This is a genomic window from Arthrobacter melezitosi, from assembly GCF_054511055.1.
Genome location: NZ_JBTNDJ010000006.1, coordinates 1 through 21845 on the forward strand (window position 1 = coordinate 1; position 21845 = coordinate 21845).

The following is a 21845-nucleotide window of genomic DNA, read 5'->3' on the forward strand; positions in this document are numbered from 1 at the left end:
AAACCAACCCCTCGACCTCCCCCCTCCAAACAAAAAAACGGCCCCTCCCCCCAAGAAACCCCCGCCGGCGTCGTTTAACCCCTCCACTTGGCACTCCACCCGCCCTTTCGAGTGCGGCACCGGCCCCTTTCCGGGTACCGCACCGGTGGCGCGATGCCCGTACAATCGACTAAAGGAAGCGTACTTACGATTACTGGATGCGGGAGCAATGACGGTTCACACACTTGCCGGGGGGCGCTATGCGCTGGGCAGGCGCGTGGGCGCCGGGGGCATGGCCGAGGTCTACCTGGGCCGGGACACCCGCCTGGAGCGCGACGTCGCGATCAAGGTCTTCCGGCCGGGCACCGCCGACGGAATCGAACGCGGATCCGTCGAAGCCCGGCTCCTCGCCGGGCTCGACCACCCGGGGCTGGTCCGGGTGCTCGACATGGACACCGAACACGCCTCCGGCGACGGCGCCTACCTCGTGATGGAGTACATTCCGGGCCCTGACCTGGGGGCCCTGCTGCGGACCGGGCCCCTTCCTCCCGCGGGTGCCCGCCATGTGGGCCTTGACCTGTCCCGGGCGCTCCACCATATCCACCACCGCGGCGTCATCCACCGGGACATCAAGCCCTCCAACATCCTGACCCGCGACGCCGAGCCCGGAAGCGGGGTATTCACCTACCTGCTGACCGACTTCGGCATCGCCCGATTCTTCGACGGCGGCGGAATGACCGCGACCGGCCAGGTCATCGGCAGCGCCGCCTATTTCAGCCCCGAGCAGGCCCGCGGCGAGGTCGTGGGCACCGCCACGGACATCTACTCCCTGGGCCTGGTGCTGATCGAGTGCCTGACCGGCGAACGGGCCTTCCCGGGGACCGGGGTCGAGAGCGCCCTCGCCCGGCTGCACCGCAGCCCCTCCATTCCGTCGTGCGCCGGCGCCGGGATGGGTGACCTCCTCGCCGCGATGACCCTCGACGACCCCGCGGCCCGACCCGACGCCCGCGCGGTGGCGACGGCCCTCGCCGAGTTGGACGGCGCCGGTGCCGGTGCCGCCGTGTCTGCGGTGCCGGTTCCGCCGGAGCCCACCCGGGCCGTACCCCTGCCGGCGGCCCCGGCTACGGGACCGGGATCCGCGCCCGAAACGGCTCCGATGTCGGCGGTCCCCCCGGTGGACCTGCCGACAGCGGCCCTGCCCGCGGCGGGGGCTCCGACGACGTCGCTGCCGGCGGCCGCACCCACGACGGCACTGCCGGCGGCAGCATCACGCACGACGGCACTGCCGGTTCCGACGGCGGCCGTGCCTGCCGCCCCTGCGGCCCCGCCTGCCGCGGCTGGCCGGGGCCCTGCGTCGGCGGAGGTTCCCGCCGGGGCGGGGGCGTGGGCGGCTGGTCCGCACGGCGCGGCGGCACCGGCGGGGAACGCCTCCCGGGCACCTAGCCGGCAACGCCGGGGCGTTCCCGGCTGGGCGATTGCCATGGCGGTGGTGCTCGCAGCGCTGGCGGTGCTGGCCGCGGTGGTGCTGAACCGGCCCGCCGGGCCGGGGGCCGGCCCCGAGCCGCTGCCGTCGGTGCCGGGAACACCCGGCGAAAGACTCGAGGAACTCTACGAAAGCGTGAACCCATGAAGCGGAGAATCCGAAGGGGCGTGCTCAGTCCGGTCCTGGCGGCCGCCGTGGCCGGGACGCTTGCCCTGTCCGGCTGCGGCACAACCGGCGCCCTTGAGGCGGAGGCCGCCCGGGACCTTCAGGCGTCGGTGCGCGAGATCGCCGACCTGACCGCCGCGGGGAACACGCAGGCGGCCGTGGACCGCGCCGAGGCCCTGCGGCAGGAGGTTGAGTCGGCGGCGGCGGCCGGCACGGTGTCCGGGGAGCGCGCGGCGCTGATCGAGGCGAGGATCGACGCCGTTATTGCCGCGATCCGAGAGGAAGGGGAGGAACCGGACCCGTCGGAGTCGGCGACGCCCCCCGCACCGGTTCCGACCTCCGCCGCACCGCCGGCACCGGTGGTGCCGGCGCCGGTCGAGCCCGCGCCGGTTGAACCCACACCGGCCGAGGTTGAACCGGAGACGGAGGCACCCGAGCCCGAGGAACCGGCGCCGCAGGAACCCGAGCCCGAGGAGCCAAAGCCCGAGGATCCGAAGGACGCCGAGGACCAGGGCAAGGGCAACAAGGACGACGACCCGGGCAAGGGCAACGACGACTCCGGCAAGGGGAAACCGGAGGAGCCGAAGGAGGACGACTGACCGCCCGCCGCTCAGGAGCGGATGGCGGCGATCACCGATCCGGCCGACACAGTGTCGCCCGGGGCGGCGGACAGGCCGGTAAGCGTTCCCGCCTTGTGCGCGGTCAGCGGCTGCTCCATCTTCATCGCCTCGAGGACCACGATGAGGTCGCCCTCGGCCACCTTGTCGCCGTCGGACGCGGCGACCTTCACGATGGTGCCCTGCATGGGCGAGGTCAGCTCATCGCCGTTGGCGACCGCCGTCCCGGCCCGGGGACGCGGGGACTTCCGGGGCTTGCCCGCCGAGGGCTGCCTGCCGTTGCCGGCGCCGAGCCCGGCCGGAAGGACGACCTCGAGGCGGCGCCCACCCACCTCGACGGTGACCCGCTGCCGCGATTCCTCGGGAGCCGGGTCGGTTCCGGTGGGTGTCCACGGCTCGATCCGGTTGTCGAACTCCGTTTCGATCCACCGGGTGTGGACCGTGAAGGGGCCCTCGGCAGGAGCGAACGCGGGATCGGCGACCACGGCGGCGTGGAAGGGAAGCACCGTGGGCATCCCGCCGACCTCCATTTCGGCGATGGCGCGCCGGGCCCGCTGCAGGGCCTGTTCGCGGGTGGCGCCGGTGACGATGAGCTTGGCCAGCATCGAGTCGAAGTTCCCTCCGATCACCTCGCCCTGCTCAACGCCGGAATCGACGCGGACGCCGGGGCCGGTGGGCAGCTTCAGCGTTTCGACGGTGCCGGGGGAGGGGAGGAAGCCCCGGCCGGCGTCCTCGCCGTTGATGCGGAACTCGAAGGAGTGGCCGCGCACCTCGGGGTCGCCGTAGCCGAGGGCCTCGCCGCGCGCGATGCGGAACTGTTCGCGCACGAGGTCGATGCCGGTGACCTCCTCGGAGACCGGGTGCTCGACCTGGAGCCGGGTGTTGACCTCCAGGAAGGAGATGGTGCCGTCCTTGCCGACGAGGAATTCGCAGGTGCCGGCGCCCTGGTAGGCGGCCTCGCGCAGGATCGCCTTGGAGGCCTCGTAGAGGCGCTCGTTCTGGGCGGCCGTCAGGAACGGAGCCGGCGCCTCCTCGACGAGCTTTTGGTTGCGGCGCTGCAGCGAGCAGTCGCGGGTTGAGACGACGACGACGTTGCCGTGCGCATCGGCCAGGCACTGGGTCTCCACGTGCCGCGGGGCATCGAGGAAGCGCTCGACGAAGCACTCGCCGCGGCCGAACGCGGCCGTCGCCTCGCGGACCGCCGAATCGTAGAGTTCGGGGATGTCCCCGCGCTCCCGGACCACCTTGATGCCGCGGCCGCCGCCGCCGAAGGCGGCCTTGATGGCGATGGGCAGGCCGAACTCGTCGGCGAAGTCGAGCACTTCCTGCACCGAGGCGACGGGGTCCTTCGTGCCGGGCACCAGCGGTGCGCCGACCCTGTCGGCGATGTGGCGGGCCTGGACCTTGTCGCCGAGCTTGGAGATGGCGTCCGGGGACGGGCCGATCCAGGTCAGGCCGGCCTCCTGGACGAGCCGTGCGAAGTCGGCGTTCTCGGAGAGGAAGCCGTAGCCGGGGTGGATGGCGTCGGCGCCGCTGCGCCGGGCGGCATCGAGGATGCGGTCCATCACCAGGTATGACTCGGCGGCGGTGGTCCCGCCCAGGGCGAAGGCCTCATCGGCGAGCCGCACGTGCAGGGCGTCGCGGTCCGAATCGGCGTACACGGCGACCGAGGCGATGCCCTCGTCCTTCGCGGCCCGGATGACCCGGACGGCGATCTCGCCGCGGTTCGCGACGAGCACCTTCGTCACCGAGGTGGACACGGCATCGGGGGTGGCGGCGGGCGGCAGGGGCGCGGGGACGGTGCCTGGCGGTGGTGTGCTCATGGGGTGGAATGCTCCTTCGGGTCTGATCGGAGCCTAGCGTCTAATTGTTGATTCCGCCCATAAACGGTGCCGCTGTTGCGTGTTGCGGCCCGCTTCTTTGTAGGGGTTCTACAAACCGCTCAGGCCCGCGCCGCGGATTCCCACAGGTCGGTCACCGGGACGCCCGCGGAGGCCAGCAGCGCGCGCAGCGTCGAGATGCTCAGCCCGACCACGGTGTGGGGGTCGCCCTGGATGCGTTCGATGAAGGCGCCTCCCAATCCGTCGATGGTGAAGGAGCCGGCGCAGTGCAGCGGTTCGCCGCTGGCGACGTAGGCGTCCACCTCGGCGTCGGACATCACCCCGAAGTGGACGCTGGCGGAGTTGACGCCGCCGATGGTGGCGCCCGAACCGTCCTCCCGGTTGTCGATGAGCCAGTGCCCCGTGTGGAGTACGCCGGAGGAGCCGCTCATGCGCCGGATCCGGGCGCGGGCGACGTCGGGATCGTACGGCTTGCCGTGCGCCTCGCCCTCGAATTCGAAGATGGAGTCGCAGCCCACCACGAGGGCGCCGTCGGCCTCGGGTAGGGAGGCGACCGCCTCGGCCTTGGCCCGGGCGAGCAGCAGGGAGGTGTCGGAAGCGTCGAGCTCGCCGTACCCGGCGGCCACGGCGGCCTCGTCGACGTCGGAGACGAGCGTTGTGTGCCGGATGCCGGCCTCCCGCAGGAGTTTGGTGCGGGCGGGGGAGGCCGAGGCGAGGATCAGGCGCAGAGTCATTCCCCTACCCTATGCAGGCCGCGGGCGCCCGGGGAACCGGGCCGCACGCCGCTCCGGCGGCGGCTCCCGGCCCCCCTTCCGGCGGGAACGGCCGGATCCCTAGCTCAGCAGGGCCCGGCGCAGCGTATCGAGGCCCACGGACCCGAGGTTCAGGGCCCGGGTGTGGAAGGCCCGCAGGTCGAAGGCCTCGCCCTCGCGTTCCCTCACCTCGTCGCGGATCTGCTCCCACAGCCGCTGACCCACCTTGTAGGACGGGGCCTGCCCGGGCCAGCCGAGGTACCGGTTGAACTCGAAGTTCAGCTGGCCCTCGCTGATGGCGATGTTCTTCCGCAGGAACTCGTACCCCTTCTCCGGGGTCCAGGTTCCCGAGCCCCACCGCCCGGGCACCTCGAGTTCGAGGTGGACGCCGATGTCGAAGACCACGCGGGCCGCGCGCATCCGCTGGGCATCGAGCATTCCGAGGCGGTCGCCCGGGTCGTCCAGGAAGCCGAGCTCCTGCATCAGGCGCTCGGCGTACAGCGCCCAGCCCTCGCCCTGGCCGGAGACCCAGACGGCGTTGCGCCGCCAGGAGTTCAGCAGCCGCCGCTGGTAGACGGCCGTGGCGACCTGGAGGTGGTGCCCCGGAACGCCCTCGTGGTAGACCGTCGTCGTCTCCTTCCAGGTGGTGAAGGAGTCCTCGCCCTCGGGCACCGACCACCACATACGCCCGGGCCGGGAGAAATCGTCGCTCGGGCCCGTGTAGTAGATGCCGCCCTCGTGGGTGGGGGCGATCCGGCATTCGAGGGTGCGCATGATCTCGGGAATGTCGAAGTGGACGCCGGCGAGGGCCTCCACCGCGCCGTCGGAGAGCTTCTGCATCCAGTCCCGGAGCGCGTCGGTGCCCTGGAGCTGGCGCGCCGGGTCCGCGTCGAGGACCGCGATGGCCTCCTCAACTGAGGCACCGGGCCGGATCTCCGAGGCGACCGCCTCCTGCTCGGCGATGATGCGGTCGAGCTCCTCGACGCCCCACTGGTACGTCTCCTCAAGGTCGACGGCGGAACCGAGGAAGAGCCGGGACATCAGTGCGTAGCGTTCGCGGCCGACGGCGTCCCGTGTCGGGGCGCCCGGCAGCAGTTCCTCCTGCAGGAACGCGGCGAGGCCGCGGTACGCCCTGCGGGCGGCCTCGGCTCCGCTGCGCAGGTCCGAGGCGAGCGGGCCGGTCACCGGGCCGTCGTCCGTCGCCGCGCCCGCGGCGAAGCTGTCGAAGAAGCCGCCGTCCTCGGCGTACTTCGTGACCTGGTCGATGACGATGGAGATCTGGCGGCCGGCGGCCACGAGGCCGAGTTCGCGCCCCCGCCGCAGCGAGGTGATGTAGCCGGAGAGGGCCGCCGGGACGTTCGACAGGCGGCCGGCGATGTGCGCCCAGTGCTCCTCGGTGGCCGTCGGCATGAGGTCGAAGATGGCCCGGACGGTCTGGGCGGGGCTTTCCAGGTTGTTGAGCTCGGAGAGGTTCGCCCCGGTCTGATGGATCTCCAGTTCAAGCCCGAGGCGTTCGCGCATCGCGTCGAGGGTGACGGCGTCGACGTCGTCGACCGGCTCCAATCCGGCGAGGTCGGCAAGGGCGGAGCGGGCCGCCTCGGCGAAGGCCTCGATTCCGGCCGGGGAAAAATCACGGAATTCGGTCTCGCGGCCGGGCACGCCGAGGACGGTGGCGAAACCCGGGTCGAGCCGGGTCAGGGTGGCGGTGTAGGTCTCGGCGACGGCGTCGATGGCCGTCGGCTGCCGCGCGGCGGCGCCGGCGTCCGGGTCGGAGGAGGGGTCGTGGACTGAAGGAGTGTCGTTGGTCACAGGCCGAGCCTAGCGTCGTCCGTTGCCCCGGGCTACGGGTGGACCGAGATTACGGGTGGACTGAAATATCGGCTCCGGCCCGCCCGCTTCCGCATGGCGCCATGGGGAAACCCACGGCCGGTCCGGCCGGCGCCTAGGGTGGGGGCATGGACACGACGGCGGGGGACCCGCGGAACTATTCCTTGGACGACGGAGGGCAGTTCGGGAAGGGCCGCCGGCAGGCGCCCGTTCCGCCGGCGGAGGAGGCAATGTGCCGGGCCGCCTACCGGGTGGGCGCGGCGCTGCTGGCCGCGGCGCCCGGCAGCAACCCCGTGACGAGCCCGGTCAGTGCCCTGTACGCCCTGCTGCTGCTGCGGACCGGGGCCGGCTCGACCACCGCCGCCGAACTGGACGGGGTCCTGGGCCTGCCGGCGGAGGGCCGCGACGCGGCGCTCGGGTCCCTGATGGCCGAGCTCGCACGGTACGACGGCGATCCCGGTGCGGTCGATGAGGAGGATCCCCCGGCTCCACCGGTGCTGCACCTGGCCAACGCCGTGTTCGTCGACCGGAGGACTCCCGCCGGGAAGGACTTCCTGGCGGCCGTGGCACTTCACCACGGAGCCGGCGTGCACTCCGTGGACTACGCGGATCCCGCCACCAAGGCGGTGATCGACGACTGGGTGGCGGCCTCCACCGGTGGGCGGATCCCGGAGGCACCGCTGAAGTACGACCCGGACACCACCCTGTCGCTGCTCAGCACCGCCTACTTCGCGGCCGCCTGGGCGGAGCCCTTCGACCCATCCGGGACCTGCCCGGAGGAGTTCCGGCTGCTGGACGGCTCGGTGGTGGCGGCCGACAGGATGTACGGCCGGGTCCGGGCCCGGTATGGCGCCGGACCCGGCTGGCTGGCGGTGGACCTGCCCTACACCGAGGGCTTCGTGCTGCGGCTGGTGCTCGATGACGGCGCCGCCGCATCCGGCAACAGGCCCGACCTGCCGGCGCGAACGGAGGAGGCGCTGCTCGAGGTCGCCGCCGAAATGGAGAATGCGGGGGAGGTCTTCCTCGGGCTGGGCCTGCCGCGGTGGGACTCCGCGGCCCGCCTCGACCTCGTGCCGCTGCTGCGGGACCTCGGACTCAGGGAGACCCTGGGTGCTGCGCCGGACCTGCACGCCATCCAGCGGGACGCGGCCGTCTCGGCGGCGGCGCAGGGTGCCTCGATCACCGTGGGGGAGAAGGGGACGGTGGCTGCGGCGGTGACCCAGATCGAGGTGATGGTCACCTCGGCGCCGGTCGATCCGGAGCTGGTGCTGGAGGTCGACCGGCCGTTCCTCTACGCGGTGGTCCATGAAGGCACGGGCCTGCCGCTGTTCCTCGGTACGGTCACCGACCCGCGCTGACCGTACCGCCGGCCGACCGCGTGGCCGGCCCGGGCGCCCGGGACCGCACCGGCCGGGCGCACGGGACGGCGGGACCCGCAGGGCGGCCGGACACGCAGGGCGGCCGGTCCCGGCGGCGGCGGGGTTGGGCGGAGGCGGGGCTACCTGCCGCTGCGCCGCCATGAGCCGGGCCCGGGCAGCGGGTGCAGCCGCAGCAGCGTCCGGCGGAGCCAGGACCGGCCGGGGCCGCGCCGGTCGGAGGACTCCCCGGTGTCCGCCAGCGCCAGCACGACGGCGGTCAGCGCCGCCACCTCCTCGTCGGTGGGGTTGCCCGCCACCACACGGAGCAGCGGTTCCTCCTCCGGTGTCCCGGCGCTCACAGCGGGATGTTCCCGTGCTTCTTGGCCGGCAGGGTCGAGCGCTTGTCCCGCAGGGCCCGCAGCGCCCGGACCACCTGGACCCGCGTGTCCGAGGGGGCGATGACGGCATCGACGTAGCCGAGCTGCGCCGCCTGGTACGGGTTGAGCAGCTCCTCCTCGTACTGTGCGACGACCTCGGCGCGTGCCGCCTCGACGTCGCCGCCGGCGTCCGCGACGGCCTTCAGGTGGCCGCGGTAGAGGATGTTCACCGCGCCCTGGGCGCCCATGACGCCGATCTGCGCCGTGGGCCAGGCCAGGTTGAGGTCGGCGCCGAGCTTCTTCGAGCCCATCACGATGTACGCCCCGCCGTAGGCCTTGCGCGTGATGACGGTCACCTTCGGGACGGTGGCCTCGGCGTAGGCGTAGAGGAGCTTGGCGCCGCGGCGGATGATCCCGTTGAACTCCTGGTCCTTGCCGGGCAGGAAGCCGGGAACGTCGACGAGGGTCAGGATGGGGATGTTGAAGGCGTCGCAGTGGCGGACGAAGCGGGCCGCCTTCTCGGAGGCGTTGATGTCCAGCGTCCCGGCGAACTGCATCGGCTGGTTGGCGACGATGCCGATCGTGTGGCCCTCCACGCGGGCGTAGCCGATGAGCACGTTCGGCGCGTAGAGCGCCTGCATCTCCAGGAAGTGGCCGTCGTCGACGATCGCGGCGATGACGGCGTGCATGTCGTAGGGCTGGTTCGCGGAGTCCGGGATCAGCGAATCGAGGGCCTCGTCCTCGACCGTTGTCTCGAGCATTTCGGTGAACTCCCCGAGCGGGGCCTCGGCGAGGTTGTTCGAGGGCAGGTACTCGAGCAGTTCGCGCACGAAGCCGACGGCGTCCTGTTCGTCGGTCGCGAGGTAGGTCGAGGTGCCGGTCGTGGTGTTGTGCTGCCGCGCACCGCCGAGGGTCTCCATGTCGACGTCCTCGCCGGTGACGGCCTTGATGACGTCCGGGCCGGTGATGAACATGTGGGAGGTCTTGTCGACCATCACCACGTAGTCGGTCAGCGCGGGGGAATACGCGGCGCCGCCGGCGCACGGCCCGAGGATCAGGGAGATCTGGGGGACCACGCCGGAGGCGTGGACGTTGTTGCGGAAGATGTCGGCGAACATCGCCAGGGAGGCGACGCCCTCCTGGATGCGGGCGCCCCCGCCGTCGTTGATGCCCACCACCGGGCAGCCGTTGCGCAGGGCGAATTCCTGGACCTTGACGATCTTCTCGCCGTTGACCTGGCTGAGGGAGCCGCCGAAGACCGTGAAGTCCTGGCTGTAGATTCCGATCAGCCGACCGTCGACCGTGGCGTAGCCGGACACCACGCCGTCCCCGAGGGGCCGCTTGCTGTCCATGCCGAAGGCGTTCGAGCGGTGGACGGCCAGGGCATCGAACTCGACGAAGGACCCGGGATCGACGAGGAGGTCGATGCGCTCGCGGGCCGTGTTCTTGCCGCGGGCGTGCTGGCGTTCGACGGCTTCCGGGCCGGACGGCAGCAGCGACTGGCTCTGGCGGCGCCGGAAGTCGGCGAGCTTGCCGGCGGTCGTCTTGAGGTCGGGTTCCACGTCTTGCTTCATTGAATCTCCGGGGGTGCTGGGTGGGGCGGGCGTTGGGCGGGTCCGCCTTCGAAGGATTCCTTGTGAGGAATCCTCCAAAAAAACGAGCGACCGTCCCAGTCTAGTGAGGGCTGGTTACCTCCCGACTGTAGGACTCCTACAGGTTCCGGGGCGAACACTTAGACCCAAGCGGTGGGTTACCCGTCGGTAACATTCGGTGCGTCGCACCCGGTTCCGCCGTCCGGACTGCGTATTCTTGCCCCATGACCGCGAGCAACGCACACGAAAACGCAGCCCCGGCCCCGGTGTCAGCGGAGGCGCCCCTGCGCGGGCGGACCCTCCTGATGTCCGGCGGAAGCAGGGGCATCGGGCTGGCCATCGCCCTGCGGGCCGCCCGCGACGGGGCGAACATCGTGCTCCTGGCCAAGACCGGCGCGCCGCACCCCCGGCTGGAGGGGACCGTCTCAAGTGCCGCACGGCGGATCGAGGAGGCCGGAGGGGTTGCGCTGCCCATCGTCGGCGACGTCCGCCGGGACGAGGACGTGCGGGGCGCGGTCGATGCCGCGCTCGCACGCTTCGGAAGGATCGACGCCGTCGTCAACAACGCCTCAGCGATCGACCTGTCGCGGACCCCCGACGTCGACATGAAGCGCTACGACCTGATGGCCGACGTCAACGTCCGCGGCACCTTTCTGCTCAGCAAGTTCTCCCTCGACGCGCTGCGCCGCTCGGACAACCCGCACATCCTGACCCTGTCCCCGCCGCTGAACCTCGAGCCGAAGTGGGCGGGCGCGCACCTGGCCTACACGATGGCCAAGTACGGAATGAGCATGACGACCCTCGGCCTGGCCGAGGAACTGCGCCCGGAGGGCATCGCCGTCAACTCCCTGTGGCCGCGCACGCTGATCGACACCGCGGCCATCCGCAACATGCCCGGCGGCGAAACCCTCGTCCAGGCCGCCCGCAGCCCGGAGATCGTCGCCGATGCGGCGCACGCCGTGCTCTCCCGCGACTCGCGCGGGTGCACCGGCAACTTCTTCACCGACGAGCAGGTGCTCCGGGAGGAGGGCGTAAGCGACTTCACCCCGTACAGCCTGGGCGCGCCCGAGGACCGGCTGGTGCAGGACATTTTCCTGTAAGCCGGTGGGCGCTGCCCGGCTGGGTAGAATCGAAGGCATGACCAACCGCTACTCAAACCTGGAGCGACCCGGTTTGGACGCGGCGGCGCTGACGGTGGCCCTGTGCGCCCCGGGCGGACCGTATGCACGCGTTGAGCTGGTTCAGGAGACCGGCTCGACGAACGATGACCTGGCCGAGCTGGCCGAGCGGGAACCGGAGCGGTGGCCCGACCTCTCGGTGCTCACCGCCGAGGTGCAGCGCGCCGGGCGCGGACGCCTCGGCCGCAGCTGGGTGGCCCCCGAGCGCTCCTCGCTGATCGTGAGCCTGCTGCTGCGGCCCGTCAACGCCGGTGGCCGGCCCCTCCCCACCGGGAGCTACTCGTGGCTTTCACTGCTCGCCGCGCTGGCCCTCGCCGAGAGTGTCGAGGACCGCACCGAGGTGAGCCCGCAGCTGAAGTGGCCCAACGATGTCATCGTGGATTCGCGGAAGCTGGCCGGGGTGCTGGCCCGGTTCGTGCCCGGCGCCAACGGGGCACCCCCGGCCCTCGTCATCGGAGTCGGGCTCAATGTCAGCCTCACCGACTCGGAACTGCCGGTGCCCACCGCCACGTCCCTGCTGCTCGAGTACGCGGGCACCACGGACCGCAATATCCTCCTCAAGTCCTTCCTGCGCACCTTCGCCGCACGCTATGCGGCCTTCTGCGCCGTCGACGGCGACGCCTCCGCCGCCCTCCCGGATGGCAGCACCCTCACCGCGGCCGTCTCCGCCCGGATGCACACCCTAGGGCGGGCCGTCCGGGCGGAGCTGCCCGGCGGCCGCGCGCTGACCGGCTCCGCCCTGGCCCTCGACGAGCACGGCGGGCTCGTCGTGCGCGACGACGACGGCGCGCGGCACACGGTCTCGGTCGGCGACATCGTGCACCTGCGGCCCGCCGGCCCGGACGCCTGATGGCGCCGGCAGCAACGCCCGCCGCAGCCGGCACCGGGAGGGCGGCATGAAGGTGAAGCTCGCCCCCGGGGAGCAGGTCCTCACCCGGACGCGGCCGGCGCCGCGGGTCCTGTTCTGGCCGTCGGCCGGCGCCCTGGTCGTGCTCGCCGCCGGTGGCTACGCCCTGGGCTGGCTCAGCCGCGCCGCGGTCGCGCTCGAATTCCAGCGGTGGCAGAGCCTCCTCGTCACCGTCGCGGCGGTCGGCGGCGGCCTGCTTCTGGCCCGGATCTTCCTCCGTCCGCTGCTGCGGTGGCTGGCGGGCCGCTACATCCTGACGAACCTGCGCCTCATCCACCGCCGCGGCATGACCCGGCGCAGCGAGTACGAGGTTCCCCTGGCCGCCGTCCAGCAGGTCGGGGTGACCCAGTCCCTTCTCCAGCGGATTTTCGGCAGCGGGACGCTCACCCTCGACCTCGGGTTCGGCCGCTCCGTGGGCTACCGGGACGTGCCGCGCGTCGCCGTGTTCCGCGACCATGTCGCCGAAGCGGTGGGGGAGCTCCCGCCGGCGGCGCAGTTCAACGGCCAGGCCATGATGGGCTCGGCGGGGCCCGGCGGGCCGCAGCACCCCGGATTCCCCCAGGGCGACTCAGGGCCGGCCTGGAGGGGTGAGGCAGTATGACAACGGCAAGCCGTCCCGATGCGGACGCCGCCGCCCCCGCGTCCCCCAAGGCGGTGTGGCAGCCCGAGGACCTCCCGGCCCCGGACGGTCCGTCCCCCGAGCCCCCCTCCCTTCCGCCCAACCCCGCACCGGTGGAGCCGAACCGCGAAGCGATCCGCCAGCTCGAGATCGAACTGCTCGGCGCCGAGCGCACCCTGCGCCGGCGCGAGGTGGCGGCCCGCGCCGGGGTCTCCCTGCTGTCGGCCCGCAAGCTCTGGCGGGCCATGGGCTTCCCGAACATCGGCGACGAGGACGTGGCCTTCACCGAGAAGGACAAGGACGCGCTGATGACGATCATCGAGCTCGTCCGCCGGGAGCAGCTCACCGAGGACGCCGCCATCTCCATCACGCGGGCGGTCGGCCAGATGACCGACCGCATGGTCGTGTGGCAGATCGAGGCCCTCGTCGAGGAGATGGTCGTCCAGCGCGGCATCCCCGACGCCGTCGCCCGGAAGGCGCTGGTCGCGGAACTCCCGGACCTCATCGAGCCGCTCGAGAAGACACTCGTGTACGCGTGGCGGCGCCAGATGAACGCCGCCGTCCAGCGCCTTGCCCTGCGGGCCGAGTCGGGCCTGCGGGCCAGCGAGGAGGGCCGGGACGGCGACGAGGACGACGCCCCGCTGCCGCTGGCGCGTGCCGTCGGGTTCGCCGACCTCGTGTCCTACACGAGCCTTTCCCGGCAGATGAACGAGCGCACCCTCGCCCAGCTGGTGCAGCGCTTCGAGAACAAGTGCGCCGAGATCATCTCGGTCGGCGGCGGCCGCCTCGTGAAGACCATCGGCGACGAAGTGCTCTACATCGCCGAGTCACCGGAGGCCGGCGCCGAGATCTCACTGGCGCTGGCCAAGGCCTTCACCGAGGACGACCTGCTGCCCTCCGCCCGGGTCTCGATGGTGTGGGGCAGGATCCTCTCCCGGCTCGGGGACATCTACGGTCCGACAGTGAACCTCGCCGCACGCCTGACGGCCCTCGCCGAGCCCGGCACCGTGCTGATCGACGCCACCACCGCCGCCACGCTCAGCGGCAATGAGAAGTTCATCCTGATCCCGCAGCAGGCCCGCACCGTGCGGGGCTTCGGCGAGGTCCACCCGGTCACCCTGGCGCGGGGGAGCGGGACCGGGCTGGTGCTCGACTGACCCACCCGCGGCGCCCGGGACAGCCACCGCTGGTGGCGTTCTGGACTCCGGTGCAGAATGGACAGATGACCTACCAGCTGACCACCCCCGCGGGAAACCATCCGTTCTCCATTCCCTGCACCGGTCGGCCCCCGGCCGGAGCCCGCCGATGACCGGACCGGTGGAGGTCCCCGCGGACGCAGGACAGGGCCTGCGCGTCGTGTGCGGCTACGCGACGCACACGGGGCTGCGCCGCGACAACAACGAGGACTCACTCATCGCGGCGGACCCGTTCTACGCCGTCGCCGACGGCATGGGCGGCCACGAGGCGGGGGAGGTGGCCAGCGGGCTCTGCGTGGAGACACTCGGCATGAGCCCTCTGGCCGGCACCCGCCTGCCCCGGCTCGCCGCGGAGGACCTCGACGAACTCGTGCAGCAGGCCGACGCGCGCATCCGGCAGCAGACCAACGGGCGGGCCGGAACCACCCTCAGCGGCGTTGTGCTCGTCGAGGCCGCCGGCACCCCCCACTGGCTGTTCTTCAATGTCGGAGACTCCCGCACCTACCGCCTCAGCGGCGGCCGGTTCGGCCAGATCACCATCGACCACTCCGAGGTGCAGGAGCTCGTGGACACCGGGCAGATCACCGAGGAGCAGGCCCGGACCCACCCGCGCCGGCATGTCGTCACCCGCGCCCTGGGCACCGGGGACGACGCCGAGCCGGACTTCTGGCTGATGCCGGTGGAGGAGGGGGACCGCATCCTCGTCTGCTCCGACGGGCTCAGCGGCGAACTGACCGACGGGGAGATCTGCGACGTGCTGGCCACCATCGAAGACCCCCAGGCCGCGGCCGACACCCTGATCGAGGCCACCCTCCGCTCGGGGGCGCGGGACAACGTCACGGTCATCGTCATCGACGCCACGGGAGTGCCGGCGGCCCCCTGAGCCGCGCTAGAACGCCCGGCGGCCTTAGGGCAAGATGGGACGGTGACCTCAGGAACAGAAGACGCACTCAGCACTCCAAGCCCGGGAGCAGGGACTCCTAGCGGGGACCTCCGCGAGGAATACCAGAACCTCGCCGACGCCATCCGCGCCCACCGGTATGCGTACTACCAGGAGAACGCACCGACGGTGTCCGACGCCGAGTTCGACGCGCTGTTCCGCCGCCTCGAAACCATCGAGGCCCTGCACCCCGAACTTGTCTCGAACGATTCCCCGACGCAGGAGGTCGGCGGGGACGTCTCCTCGGCCTTCGCCCCGGTGGAGCACCTCCAGCGCATGTACAGCATCGAGGACGTTTTCTCGCTGGAGGAACTCACCGTCTGGCTGCGGCGCGCCCTGGCCGGCATCGAGCAGCGCAGCCCCGGCAGCAGCGTCCGCTGGCTCACCGAGCTGAAGATCGACGGCCTGGCGGTGAACCTGCTCTACCGCAACGGGGAACTGGTGCGTGCCGCAACCCGCGGGGACGGCGTCACCGGGGAGGACATCACCCACAACGTCCTCACCATCGCCTCCATCCCGCGGCGCCTCACTGGGGACGACGTGCCCGAAGAGGTCGAGGTGCGCGGTGAGGTGTTCATTCCCTCCAAGGACTTCGCGGCGCTCAACGAGCGCATGGTCGCCGCCGGCAAGGCGCCCTTCGCCAACCCGCGCAACGCCGCCGCCGGTTCGCTGCGGCAGAAGGACCCGGCCCTGACGGCCGAGCGCCCCCTCGATGCCTACATGCACGGCATCGGTGCGCGCACCGGCCTCGCCGCCGAGGCGCAGTCCGAGACCTACGGGCTGCTGCGGGGCTGGGGCCTGCCGGTCTCGCCCTATTCCGAGGTGCTCGAGGACGAGGAAGCGATCGTCGGATTCATCGAACGCTACGGCGACAAGCGGCATTCGCTGCGCCACGAGATCGACGGCATCGTGGTGAAGGTCGACGACTTCGCGCTGCAGCGCGCCCTCGGGCATACCTCGCGGGTCCCGCGGTGGTGCGTGGCCTACAAGTACCCGCCCGAGGAGGTCAACACCAAGCTCCTCGACATCCTCGTCAACGTCGGCCGCACCGGCCGGGTGACGCCCTTCGGCCTGATGGAGCCGGTCAAGGTGGCCGGCTCGACGGTCAGCATGGCCACCCTCCACAACCAGGAGGTGGTCAAGGCCAAGGGCGTGAAGATCGGTGACATCGTGGTCCTGCGCAAGGCCGGCGACGTCATCCCCGAGATCGTCGGGCCCGTCGTCGCGCTGCGCGACAGCCAAGACCCCCCGGTGCGCGACTTCGTCATGCCCACCGAATGCCCCTCCTGCGGAACGCCCCTGCAGCCGGCCAAGGAGGGCGACGTCGACATCCGCTGCCCCAACGCCCGCTCCTGCCCCTCCCAGCTGCGCGAGCGCGTCTTCCACCTCGCCGGCCGGGGGGCGTTCGACATCGAGGCCCTCGGCTGGGAGGCGGCCATCGCGCTGACCCGGCCCGCCGAGCCTGCCGTGCCCCCCATCACCACCGAGGCGCAGATCTTCAACCTCACCCCGGAGATGCTCGCCGATGTGAAGATCGAACGGGACAAGAAGGTCAAGGGCGAGGTGGTGGGGCGCGAACTGGTTCCCTACTTCTATTCCAAGGGCACGGCGAAGAAGCCCTCCGAACCCAGCGCCACTACCCGCAAGCTGTTCGTGGAGCTCGAAAAGGCGAAGAAGCAGGCGCTGTGGCGGGTCCTCGTGGCCCTGTCGATCCGGCACGTCGGGCCCACTGCCTCACGGGCGCTCGCCACGGCCTTCGGGTCGATGGACCGCATCCGCGCCGCCAGCGAGGAGGAGCTGGCCCACGTCGACGGCGTCGGACCGACCATCGCCGCCGCCCTGAAGGAGTGGTTCGAGGAGGACTGGCACCGCGAGATCGTCGATACCTGGGCCGCGGCCGGGGTGCGGATGGAGGACGAGCAGGACGAGTCGGTGCCGCGCACCCTCGAGGGGCTCACCGTGGTCGTCACCGGGTCGCTGGAGCGGTACAACCGGGACGAGGCGAAGGAGGCGATCATCACCCGCGGCGGAAAGGCCTCCGGGTCGGTGTCGAAGAACACCAGCTACGTCGTCGCCGGGGAGAACGCCGGAACGAAGCTCGACAAGGCGGAGCAGCTCGGGGTGCCGGTGCTCGATGAGGAGGGCTTCGTCCGCCTTCTCGCCGGGGGCCCGGACGGTGTTGCCGGTTCCGGCCCGGCTGATGCCGAAACTGCCGGTTCCGAAACGGCCGATCCCGAAACACCCGGTGCCCTTAATCTACCCGACGACGCCGCCGGCGGGTGAGAGGGTGCCCGCGGGGCAGTGTGGACGCCGGCTCCCTTCGGCGGGACCGGGGACACCTAGCGCGGCGGAGCCGCCGGTGCCTCCGCACGCCTCCGCGCACGCCACGCCGCCCGGGCCAGCAGTGCCCGCTTGGCGAGGCGCCGAGCGGCAAGTAGGCCGTCGGCGCCGGCCAGGGCCGCACGGCCCCGCACCGTTCGGGGTACCCGCACCTGGTGGAGCGGCAGGGACCGTGCAGCGAAGTCGGACTTGTACGGCTCGTCTCCCACCGTGAGGTCGAAGTAGGACAGGCCCCGTCCGATCGCGTCATGGGCGAGGACGTCGACGAGCAGGAGGCCAAGGGAGTAGTTCCGGAAGCGTCCGCCGTCGTAGCCCACGAGCAGGACCAGCTCGCGGTCGGGCTCCACCAGGTCGAGGGCGACCGCGACCGGCTCCCCAGCGAGTTCCAGGGCAACGAGCCGCGCCGGACCTTTCGAACCTATGCTGTCAGCGGCGACGGCCCGGTAGAAGGCGAACTCGGCATCGTGCTGCATGAGGTCGATCCCACGCCGTTTTGCGAAACGGGCCGCCCTGAAGGCGCGCAAACGGTGCATCAGGGGATCCACCTCGGCGACGGCCGTCACTTCCCGCAGGGTCCGCTTCCCCTTGGGGCGTACGCGCTTGTACGCCCGCTCAAGGTGGCGCACGAAGGCTGCGTCAAGGGTCTTGCGCCACTCTTCGGGGGTGCCGGCCAGCGTTATCAGGTGGGTGTCGTAGTGGTGGCGCCGCACCCGCGCACCGGCCAGCAGCGCGGCCAGGGCGTCCGGAGGACCCGCGACCCGATCCACCCGGAGCACATCGAAGCGCCCGAGGGCGCGGCGGATCCCGGCCACGACCTCGGGCCGGCGGCCGAGCTCCTCCAGCGCCGGCCCTGAGGCGACCGCGGCGTTGTAGTCCGCCACCCCGAGATCGGCGAAGGTCAATGTCCGGACGACCCTTCCTCTACTGACCAGCGGCAGCACCAGCACCAGCTCCCGGTCGGCCTCCCGGCGCACCGTCACCACGACCGGCCGGGCGCCTCGCGCCGGAGCCAGCGTCGAGTAGAGGCGGTGCAGCCAAACGCCATGCTGGAAAGCGGTCGACGCCGCAGCGGCGTGAAGGGCGGCGTACTCGGCGGACAGGAAATCGAAGCCATCCTCACGCTCAACGATGTAGTTCACTTCGGATCTGGCCTCCCGGGTCGTCGCGGACGTGGTGACCTAGCCGAGCCGCCGATAAACCCGGGCTCACTGCGCTTCCTGCTCAAGTGGCATCAGAGTAACAGCCGCCAGTTCCCGCCGCACCAGTCCATCCGTGCGGTCCGGTGCGGATTGTCAGCGGCCTTCCGGGTCGGCGCGGTGCCCGGTTAGCCGCAGCGCGAGGGCCTCGGCCGTGGCCCGGGAGGTGCCGTGGGTGTACAGGACCGGGAGATCCGCTCCGCCGGCGGGCACAATTCCGGTATGGACCCAGGCCGCCCCGGGCAGCAGCCGGTGAACCGCCTGCGCGGCGGGGAGCTGGGCGCTGCCGGGGGAAAGGTCGTCGGTGAGCACCAGGACCCTGCCCTGCGGCGTCGGGCCGAGCGAGCGGACGAGGTCCGCGGCGTCGGCCGGATCGGTAAGGGCCTGCCGCTGGACGGCGGTGCGCCGGGCGAGGGCGGCCGGGAACACGTCGCTGAGCGGGCCGGCGGCAATATTGGCACGGCCGCGGGCATCGAGGATCGCGACCGGGCGGGCCTCCTCACCCTCTCCCGCCCAGGACGGTGCCCTGCCGGTGAACGCGCGGCCGGCGGCATCCACCCAGTCCCGGCCCGATGGGCGCCCCGCAGTCTCCGCGCGCGCCTGCCGGGACCAGCCGGCGAAACGGCGGATGCGGGACGCCGCGGCCTCGAAGTGGGCCGGCGCCAAGGTGCCGTCGTCGAGGGCGGCAAGGAGCGCATCGCGCACCTCGAGGAAGTCGTCCTCGTCGGAGGTGGCACCGGCCTTCGGTCCGAGGTTGGACGGATTGCCGACGCAGAGCAGGTCGGCCCCGGCCTTCAACGCCAGGACCGCGCCCGGGCCGGACCCGACCCCGGCGCGGACCGCTGCCATGTCGAGGGCGTCGGTGACGAGGAGCCCGTCATGGCCGAGTTCCCGGAGCAGGGCGATGGCCGCGGGGTTGAGGGTCGCCGGCAGCTCCCCGAGCTCCGGGATCACGATGTGGGCGCTCATCACCGCGGCCACCCCGGACCCGACGGCGGCGGCGAACGGCGGCAGGTGGCTCCGGCGCACCTCCTCGAGGCCCAGCTCCACCCGCGGAAGTTCGAGGTGGGAATCGGTGCTCGTATCGCCGTGGCCCGGGAAGTGCTTGGCGCAGGCGCCCACGCCCGAGGACTGCAGGCCCCGGACCAGCGCCGCGACGTGCGCGGAGACCCGCCCGGTGCCGGCGCCGAAGGAACGCACCCCGATGATGGGGTTGAGTGGATTGGTGTTCACATCGGCGACCGGGGCGAGCACGAGGTTCACCCCGGCGGAGCGGGCGAGGGCGCCGATGTCGCGGCCGGCGTCCTCGGTGAGCCCGAGATCGTCGAGCGCGCCCAGCACCGCGGCGCCGGGGATATCGGAGCCGGTGGCGGCCTGCAGGCGGGTCACCGTGCCGCCCTCCTCGTCGATGCCGATAACCGCGTCGGGGTTGGCCGCCAGGACCGCCTCCGACAGCCGGCGCACCGCGCAGGGAGAGTCCGGATCGATGTTCTGGCTGAAGTACACGACGCCGCCGAGCCCGGCGCGCAGCGCCTCCTCCAGCCAGCCGGGCAGGGCGGTGCCCAGGAAGCCGGGCAGGATCACGCCGTGAACGAGCCGGAGGCGCTCTGCGGCGTTCACCCCTTCACCGCCCCGGACACCAGTCCGCCGCTGAGCCTGCGCTGGACGAGGATGAAGAAGATCATCACGGGCAGGGTGATCAGCGTGGAGCCGGCCATCACGTAGCCCCACTCGTTGGAGTTCTCCCCGAAGAACTGCTGGAGGCCCACGGCCACGGTGTAGGTGGCGGGGCTGTCCATGAAGGTCAGGGCGAAGATGAACTCGTTCCAGGCGATGATGAACGCGAACACGCTGGTGGCCACGAGCCCCGGCGCCACCAGCGGCAGCAGCACCGACCAGAACATCCGGCCCCAGCTGGCGCCGTCGATGTACGCTGCCTCCTCGAGCTCCACTGGCACCGCCGCCACGAAGCCGCGGAGCATCCAGATGGCGAAGGGGAGGGAGAACGCCACGTAGACGATGATCAGGCCGAGGAAGGAGTTGAGCAGCTGCAGGTCGCGCACCTGGATGAACAGCGGGATCACCAGGGCCTCCAGCGGCACCATCTGGATGATCAGGATCAGCATGAGGATGCCGGTCCGGAACCGGAAGCGGAAGCGGGCGACGGCGACGGCGGCGAACAGGGCCAGGAGCCCGGACAGCAGCACGGTGGAGACCGCCACGAGGGCGGAGTTGCGCAGGAAGGTGCCAAAGCCGGCCTCGGTGAGGACGTAGCGGAAATTCTCGAACGTCGGCTCGGCGGGGAAGAGCGACTGGGCCCCGCCCGAGGCGCGGCCGTCGAAGGCGCTGCTGATCATCCAGTAGGTCGGAAACAGGGTGAACAGCAGCAGCGCCGCGACGGCGGCCGCCTTCCAGGCGAGCGTCCACCGCGCCCGGCGGCTGCGCGGCCGGCGGGCCGGGATGCGGGCGATGTCCGTCGCCGGGGGCGCTGCGGGTGCCTTCACTTTTCCTCCTTGAACAGCGTCCGGACGTAGACGACGCTGATGACCAGCAGCAGCACGGTGAGCAGCACGGCGATGGCCGAGCCGAACCCGTACCGGTTCTGGGCGAACGACTCGACGTAGGACCACACGCCGAGGTTGAACACCGAACGGTTCGACCCCGACCCGCCGGGCATGAGGTAGATCTGCGCAAACACCTTGAAGTCCCAGATCGTCGAGAGGATCACGACGACGGCGAACACGGGCCGGAGCGTGGGGAAGGTGATCGAGAAGAAGCGCCGGATGCTGCCGGCGCCGTCGACGGTTGCCGCCTCGAGCATCTCCTTGGAGACCCCGAGCAGGCCCGCCAGCACCGTGATCGCGACGAACGGGAAGCCGTGGTGGATGATGTTCACGAGCACCACGGCGTAGAAGGACCAGCGGTCGGTGAACCAGTTGGTGGGCTCGTCGAGCAGTCCGGCACCCTGCAGGGCCTGGCTGACGATGCCGCGGTCGGCGTCGAAGATCCAGATCCACACGTAGATGCCGGTGACCGCCGGCATCGCCCAGGCCACCATGATGGCGCTGCTGACGACGGTGCGCCAGAGCCGGCTCAGGCTGGCCAGCAGCAGGGCCACCAGGGTGCCAAGGATCACGGTGCCCCCGACGGCGGCGACGGCGAAGCCCACCGTGTTGGGCAGGACGACCGTCCAGAGCTGAGGATCCGAGAAGATTTCGGCGTAGTTGGCGAAGCCGACGTAGTTCGAGCGTCCGCTGACTATCTCGCGCAGCCCGTAGTCCTGGAAGGAAATGAGCAGGACGCGGGCCAGCGGCCAGAGCAGCAGCACGGCGAGCACGGCCAGCGCCGGGGCCAGGAGCAGCCAGGGGCGGATCGTCGCGACGCGCAGCCTGCCGGGGCGGCGGCGGGATGGGGGAGGGCCGGCGGCCGCACGCGGTGCGGGGCGTGCGGCCGCTGTCGTGGTGGGGGTGGTCAAAGA

At 71.6% G+C, this 21845-nt stretch carries 18 protein-coding genes; 9 read left to right on the forward strand and 9 right to left on the reverse strand.

From position 1 onward, the window contains the following. Window positions 1-208: 208 nt before the first annotated feature. Window positions 209-1609 carry a serine/threonine-protein kinase gene (locus tag ACX80W_RS08455; protein ID WP_459282257.1) on the forward strand — a complete coding sequence of 467 codons (1401 nt, stop codon included), beginning with the start codon at window positions 209-211 and terminating at the stop codon, window positions 1607-1609. Continuing rightward, entirely contained in the window at window positions 1606-2226 is a 621-nt protein-coding gene (locus tag ACX80W_RS08460; protein ID WP_459282259.1) for a hypothetical protein, read from the forward strand. Before ACX80W_RS08455 ends, ACX80W_RS08460 begins: the two co-directional genes overlap by 4 nt. 11 nt (window positions 2227-2237) lie before the next feature. On the opposite strand, the gene ACX80W_RS08465 is transcribed toward ACX80W_RS08460, so the two are convergent. From ACX80W_RS08465 to ACX80W_RS08475, 3 genes are all read right to left on the reverse strand, one after another. Next, a complete protein-coding gene (locus ACX80W_RS08465) occupies window positions 2238-4067 on the reverse strand; it encodes an acetyl/propionyl/methylcrotonyl-CoA carboxylase subunit alpha (protein WP_459282261.1) in 1830 nt (609 codons plus the stop codon). Between the two features lie 119 nt (window positions 4068-4186). Continuing rightward, entirely contained in the window at window positions 4187-4819 is a 633-nt protein-coding gene (locus ACX80W_RS08470) for a Maf family protein (protein ID WP_459282263.1), read from the reverse strand. Window positions 4820-4918: 99 nt separating this feature from the next. Continuing rightward, the gene (locus ACX80W_RS08475; RefSeq protein WP_459282265.1) at window positions 4919-6646 is read right to left on the reverse strand and encodes a DUF885 domain-containing protein; all 1728 of its coding nucleotides are present in this window, start codon (window positions 6644-6646) and stop codon (window positions 4919-4921) included. A gap of 146 nt (window positions 6647-6792) precedes the next feature. On the opposite strand from ACX80W_RS08475, the gene ACX80W_RS08480 reads away from it, so the two are divergent. Beyond that, window positions 6793-8022, forward strand: coding sequence for a serpin family protein (locus ACX80W_RS08480; protein ID WP_459282267.1), 1230 nt, complete (start codon window positions 6793-6795; stop codon window positions 8020-8022). 140 nt (window positions 8023-8162) lie between these two features. Here the strand turns inward: ACX80W_RS08480 and ACX80W_RS08485 are convergent, their stop codons facing one another. Then, window positions 8163-8381: an acyl-CoA carboxylase subunit epsilon gene (locus tag ACX80W_RS08485; protein ID WP_459282268.1), complete on the reverse strand. Its 219-nt coding sequence runs from the start codon at window positions 8379-8381 to the stop codon at window positions 8163-8165. After that, the gene (locus ACX80W_RS08490; protein ID WP_459282603.1) at window positions 8378-9961 is read right to left on the reverse strand and encodes an acyl-CoA carboxylase subunit beta; all 1584 of its coding nucleotides are present in this window, start codon (window positions 9959-9961) and stop codon (window positions 8378-8380) included. Before ACX80W_RS08490 ends, ACX80W_RS08485 begins: the two co-directional genes overlap by 4 nt. Before the next feature lie 254 nt (window positions 9962-10215). On the opposite strand from ACX80W_RS08490, the gene ACX80W_RS08495 reads away from it, so the two are divergent. The 6 genes from ACX80W_RS08495 (at window position 10216) to ligA (ending at window position 17114) form a co-directional block, all read left to right on the forward strand. Beyond that, window positions 10216-11091, forward strand: coding sequence for an SDR family oxidoreductase (locus ACX80W_RS08495; protein WP_459282270.1), 876 nt, complete (start codon window positions 10216-10218; stop codon window positions 11089-11091). Window positions 11092-11128: 37 nt separating this feature from the next. Beyond that, entirely contained in the window at window positions 11129-12019 is an 891-nt protein-coding gene (locus tag ACX80W_RS08500) for a biotin--[acetyl-CoA-carboxylase] ligase (RefSeq protein ID WP_459282272.1), read from the forward strand. A 46-nt stretch (window positions 12020-12065) separates the two neighbouring features. After that, window positions 12066-12677, forward strand: coding sequence for a PH domain-containing protein (locus ACX80W_RS08505; protein ID WP_459282274.1), 612 nt, complete (start codon window positions 12066-12068; stop codon window positions 12675-12677). Then, window positions 12674-13852 carry an adenylate/guanylate cyclase domain-containing protein gene (locus ACX80W_RS08510; RefSeq protein WP_459282276.1) on the forward strand — a complete coding sequence of 393 codons (1179 nt, stop codon included), beginning with the start codon at window positions 12674-12676 and terminating at the stop codon, window positions 13850-13852. Before ACX80W_RS08505 ends, ACX80W_RS08510 begins: the two co-directional genes overlap by 4 nt. A gap of 148 nt (window positions 13853-14000) precedes the next feature. After that, window positions 14001-14774 carry a PP2C family protein-serine/threonine phosphatase gene (locus ACX80W_RS08515; protein ID WP_459282278.1) on the forward strand — a complete coding sequence of 258 codons (774 nt, stop codon included), beginning with the start codon at window positions 14001-14003 and terminating at the stop codon, window positions 14772-14774. Between the two features lie 42 nt (window positions 14775-14816). Then, window positions 14817-17114: an NAD-dependent DNA ligase LigA gene (gene ligA / locus ACX80W_RS08520; RefSeq protein WP_459282281.1), complete on the forward strand. Its 2298-nt coding sequence runs from the start codon at window positions 14817-14819 to the stop codon at window positions 17112-17114. 56 nt (window positions 17115-17170) lie between these two features. Here the strand turns inward: ligA and ACX80W_RS08525 are convergent, their stop codons facing one another. The 4 genes from ACX80W_RS08525 to ACX80W_RS08540 all read right to left on the reverse strand — a co-directional run bounded on the left by ACX80W_RS08525 (window position 17171) and on the right by ACX80W_RS08540 (window position 21842). Continuing rightward, window positions 17171-18310 carry a GNAT family N-acetyltransferase gene (locus ACX80W_RS08525; RefSeq protein WP_459282283.1) on the reverse strand — a complete coding sequence of 380 codons (1140 nt, stop codon included), beginning with the start codon at window positions 18308-18310 and terminating at the stop codon, window positions 17171-17173. A 153-nt stretch (window positions 18311-18463) separates the two neighbouring features. Continuing rightward, entirely contained in the window at window positions 18464-19987 is a 1524-nt protein-coding gene (locus ACX80W_RS08530) for a glycoside hydrolase family 3 N-terminal domain-containing protein (RefSeq protein ID WP_459282284.1), read from the reverse strand. After that, a complete protein-coding gene (locus tag ACX80W_RS08535) occupies window positions 19984-20829 on the reverse strand; it encodes a carbohydrate ABC transporter permease (RefSeq protein ID WP_459282605.1) in 846 nt (281 codons plus the stop codon). Before ACX80W_RS08535 ends, ACX80W_RS08530 begins: the two co-directional genes overlap by 4 nt. Window positions 20830-20867: 38 nt before the next feature. After that, window positions 20868-21842: a carbohydrate ABC transporter permease gene (locus ACX80W_RS08540; RefSeq protein ID WP_459282286.1), complete on the reverse strand. Its 975-nt coding sequence runs from the start codon at window positions 21840-21842 to the stop codon at window positions 20868-20870. Window positions 21843-21845: the final 3 nt, after the last annotated feature.

Excerpts from the sequence above, each read along its gene's own strand:
- ACX80W_RS08455 (WP_459282257.1), top strand. The coding sequence starts at position 209 with ATGACGGTTCACACACTTGCCGGGGGGCGCTATGCGCTGGGCAGGCGC.
- ACX80W_RS08460 (WP_459282259.1), top strand. The coding sequence starts at position 1,606 with ATGAAGCGGAGAATCCGAAGGGGCGTGCTCAGTCCGGTCCTGGCGGCC.
- ACX80W_RS08465 (WP_459282261.1), bottom strand. The coding sequence starts at position 4,067 with ATGAGCACACCACCGCCAGGCACCGTCCCCGCGCCCCTGCCGCCCGCC.
- ACX80W_RS08470 (WP_459282263.1), bottom strand. The coding sequence starts at position 4,819 with ATGACTCTGCGCCTGATCCTCGCCTCGGCCTCCCCCGCCCGCACCAAA.
- ACX80W_RS08480 (WP_459282267.1), top strand. The coding sequence starts at position 6,793 with ATGGACACGACGGCGGGGGACCCGCGGAACTATTCCTTGGACGACGGA.
- ACX80W_RS08495 (WP_459282270.1), top strand. The coding sequence starts at position 10,216 with ATGACCGCGAGCAACGCACACGAAAACGCAGCCCCGGCCCCGGTGTCA.
- ACX80W_RS08500 (WP_459282272.1), top strand. The coding sequence starts at position 11,129 with ATGACCAACCGCTACTCAAACCTGGAGCGACCCGGTTTGGACGCGGCG.
- ACX80W_RS08505 (WP_459282274.1), top strand. The coding sequence starts at position 12,066 with ATGAAGGTGAAGCTCGCCCCCGGGGAGCAGGTCCTCACCCGGACGCGG.
- ACX80W_RS08510 (WP_459282276.1), top strand. The coding sequence starts at position 12,674 with ATGACAACGGCAAGCCGTCCCGATGCGGACGCCGCCGCCCCCGCGTCC.
- ACX80W_RS08515 (WP_459282278.1), top strand. The coding sequence starts at position 14,001 with ATGACCGGACCGGTGGAGGTCCCCGCGGACGCAGGACAGGGCCTGCGC.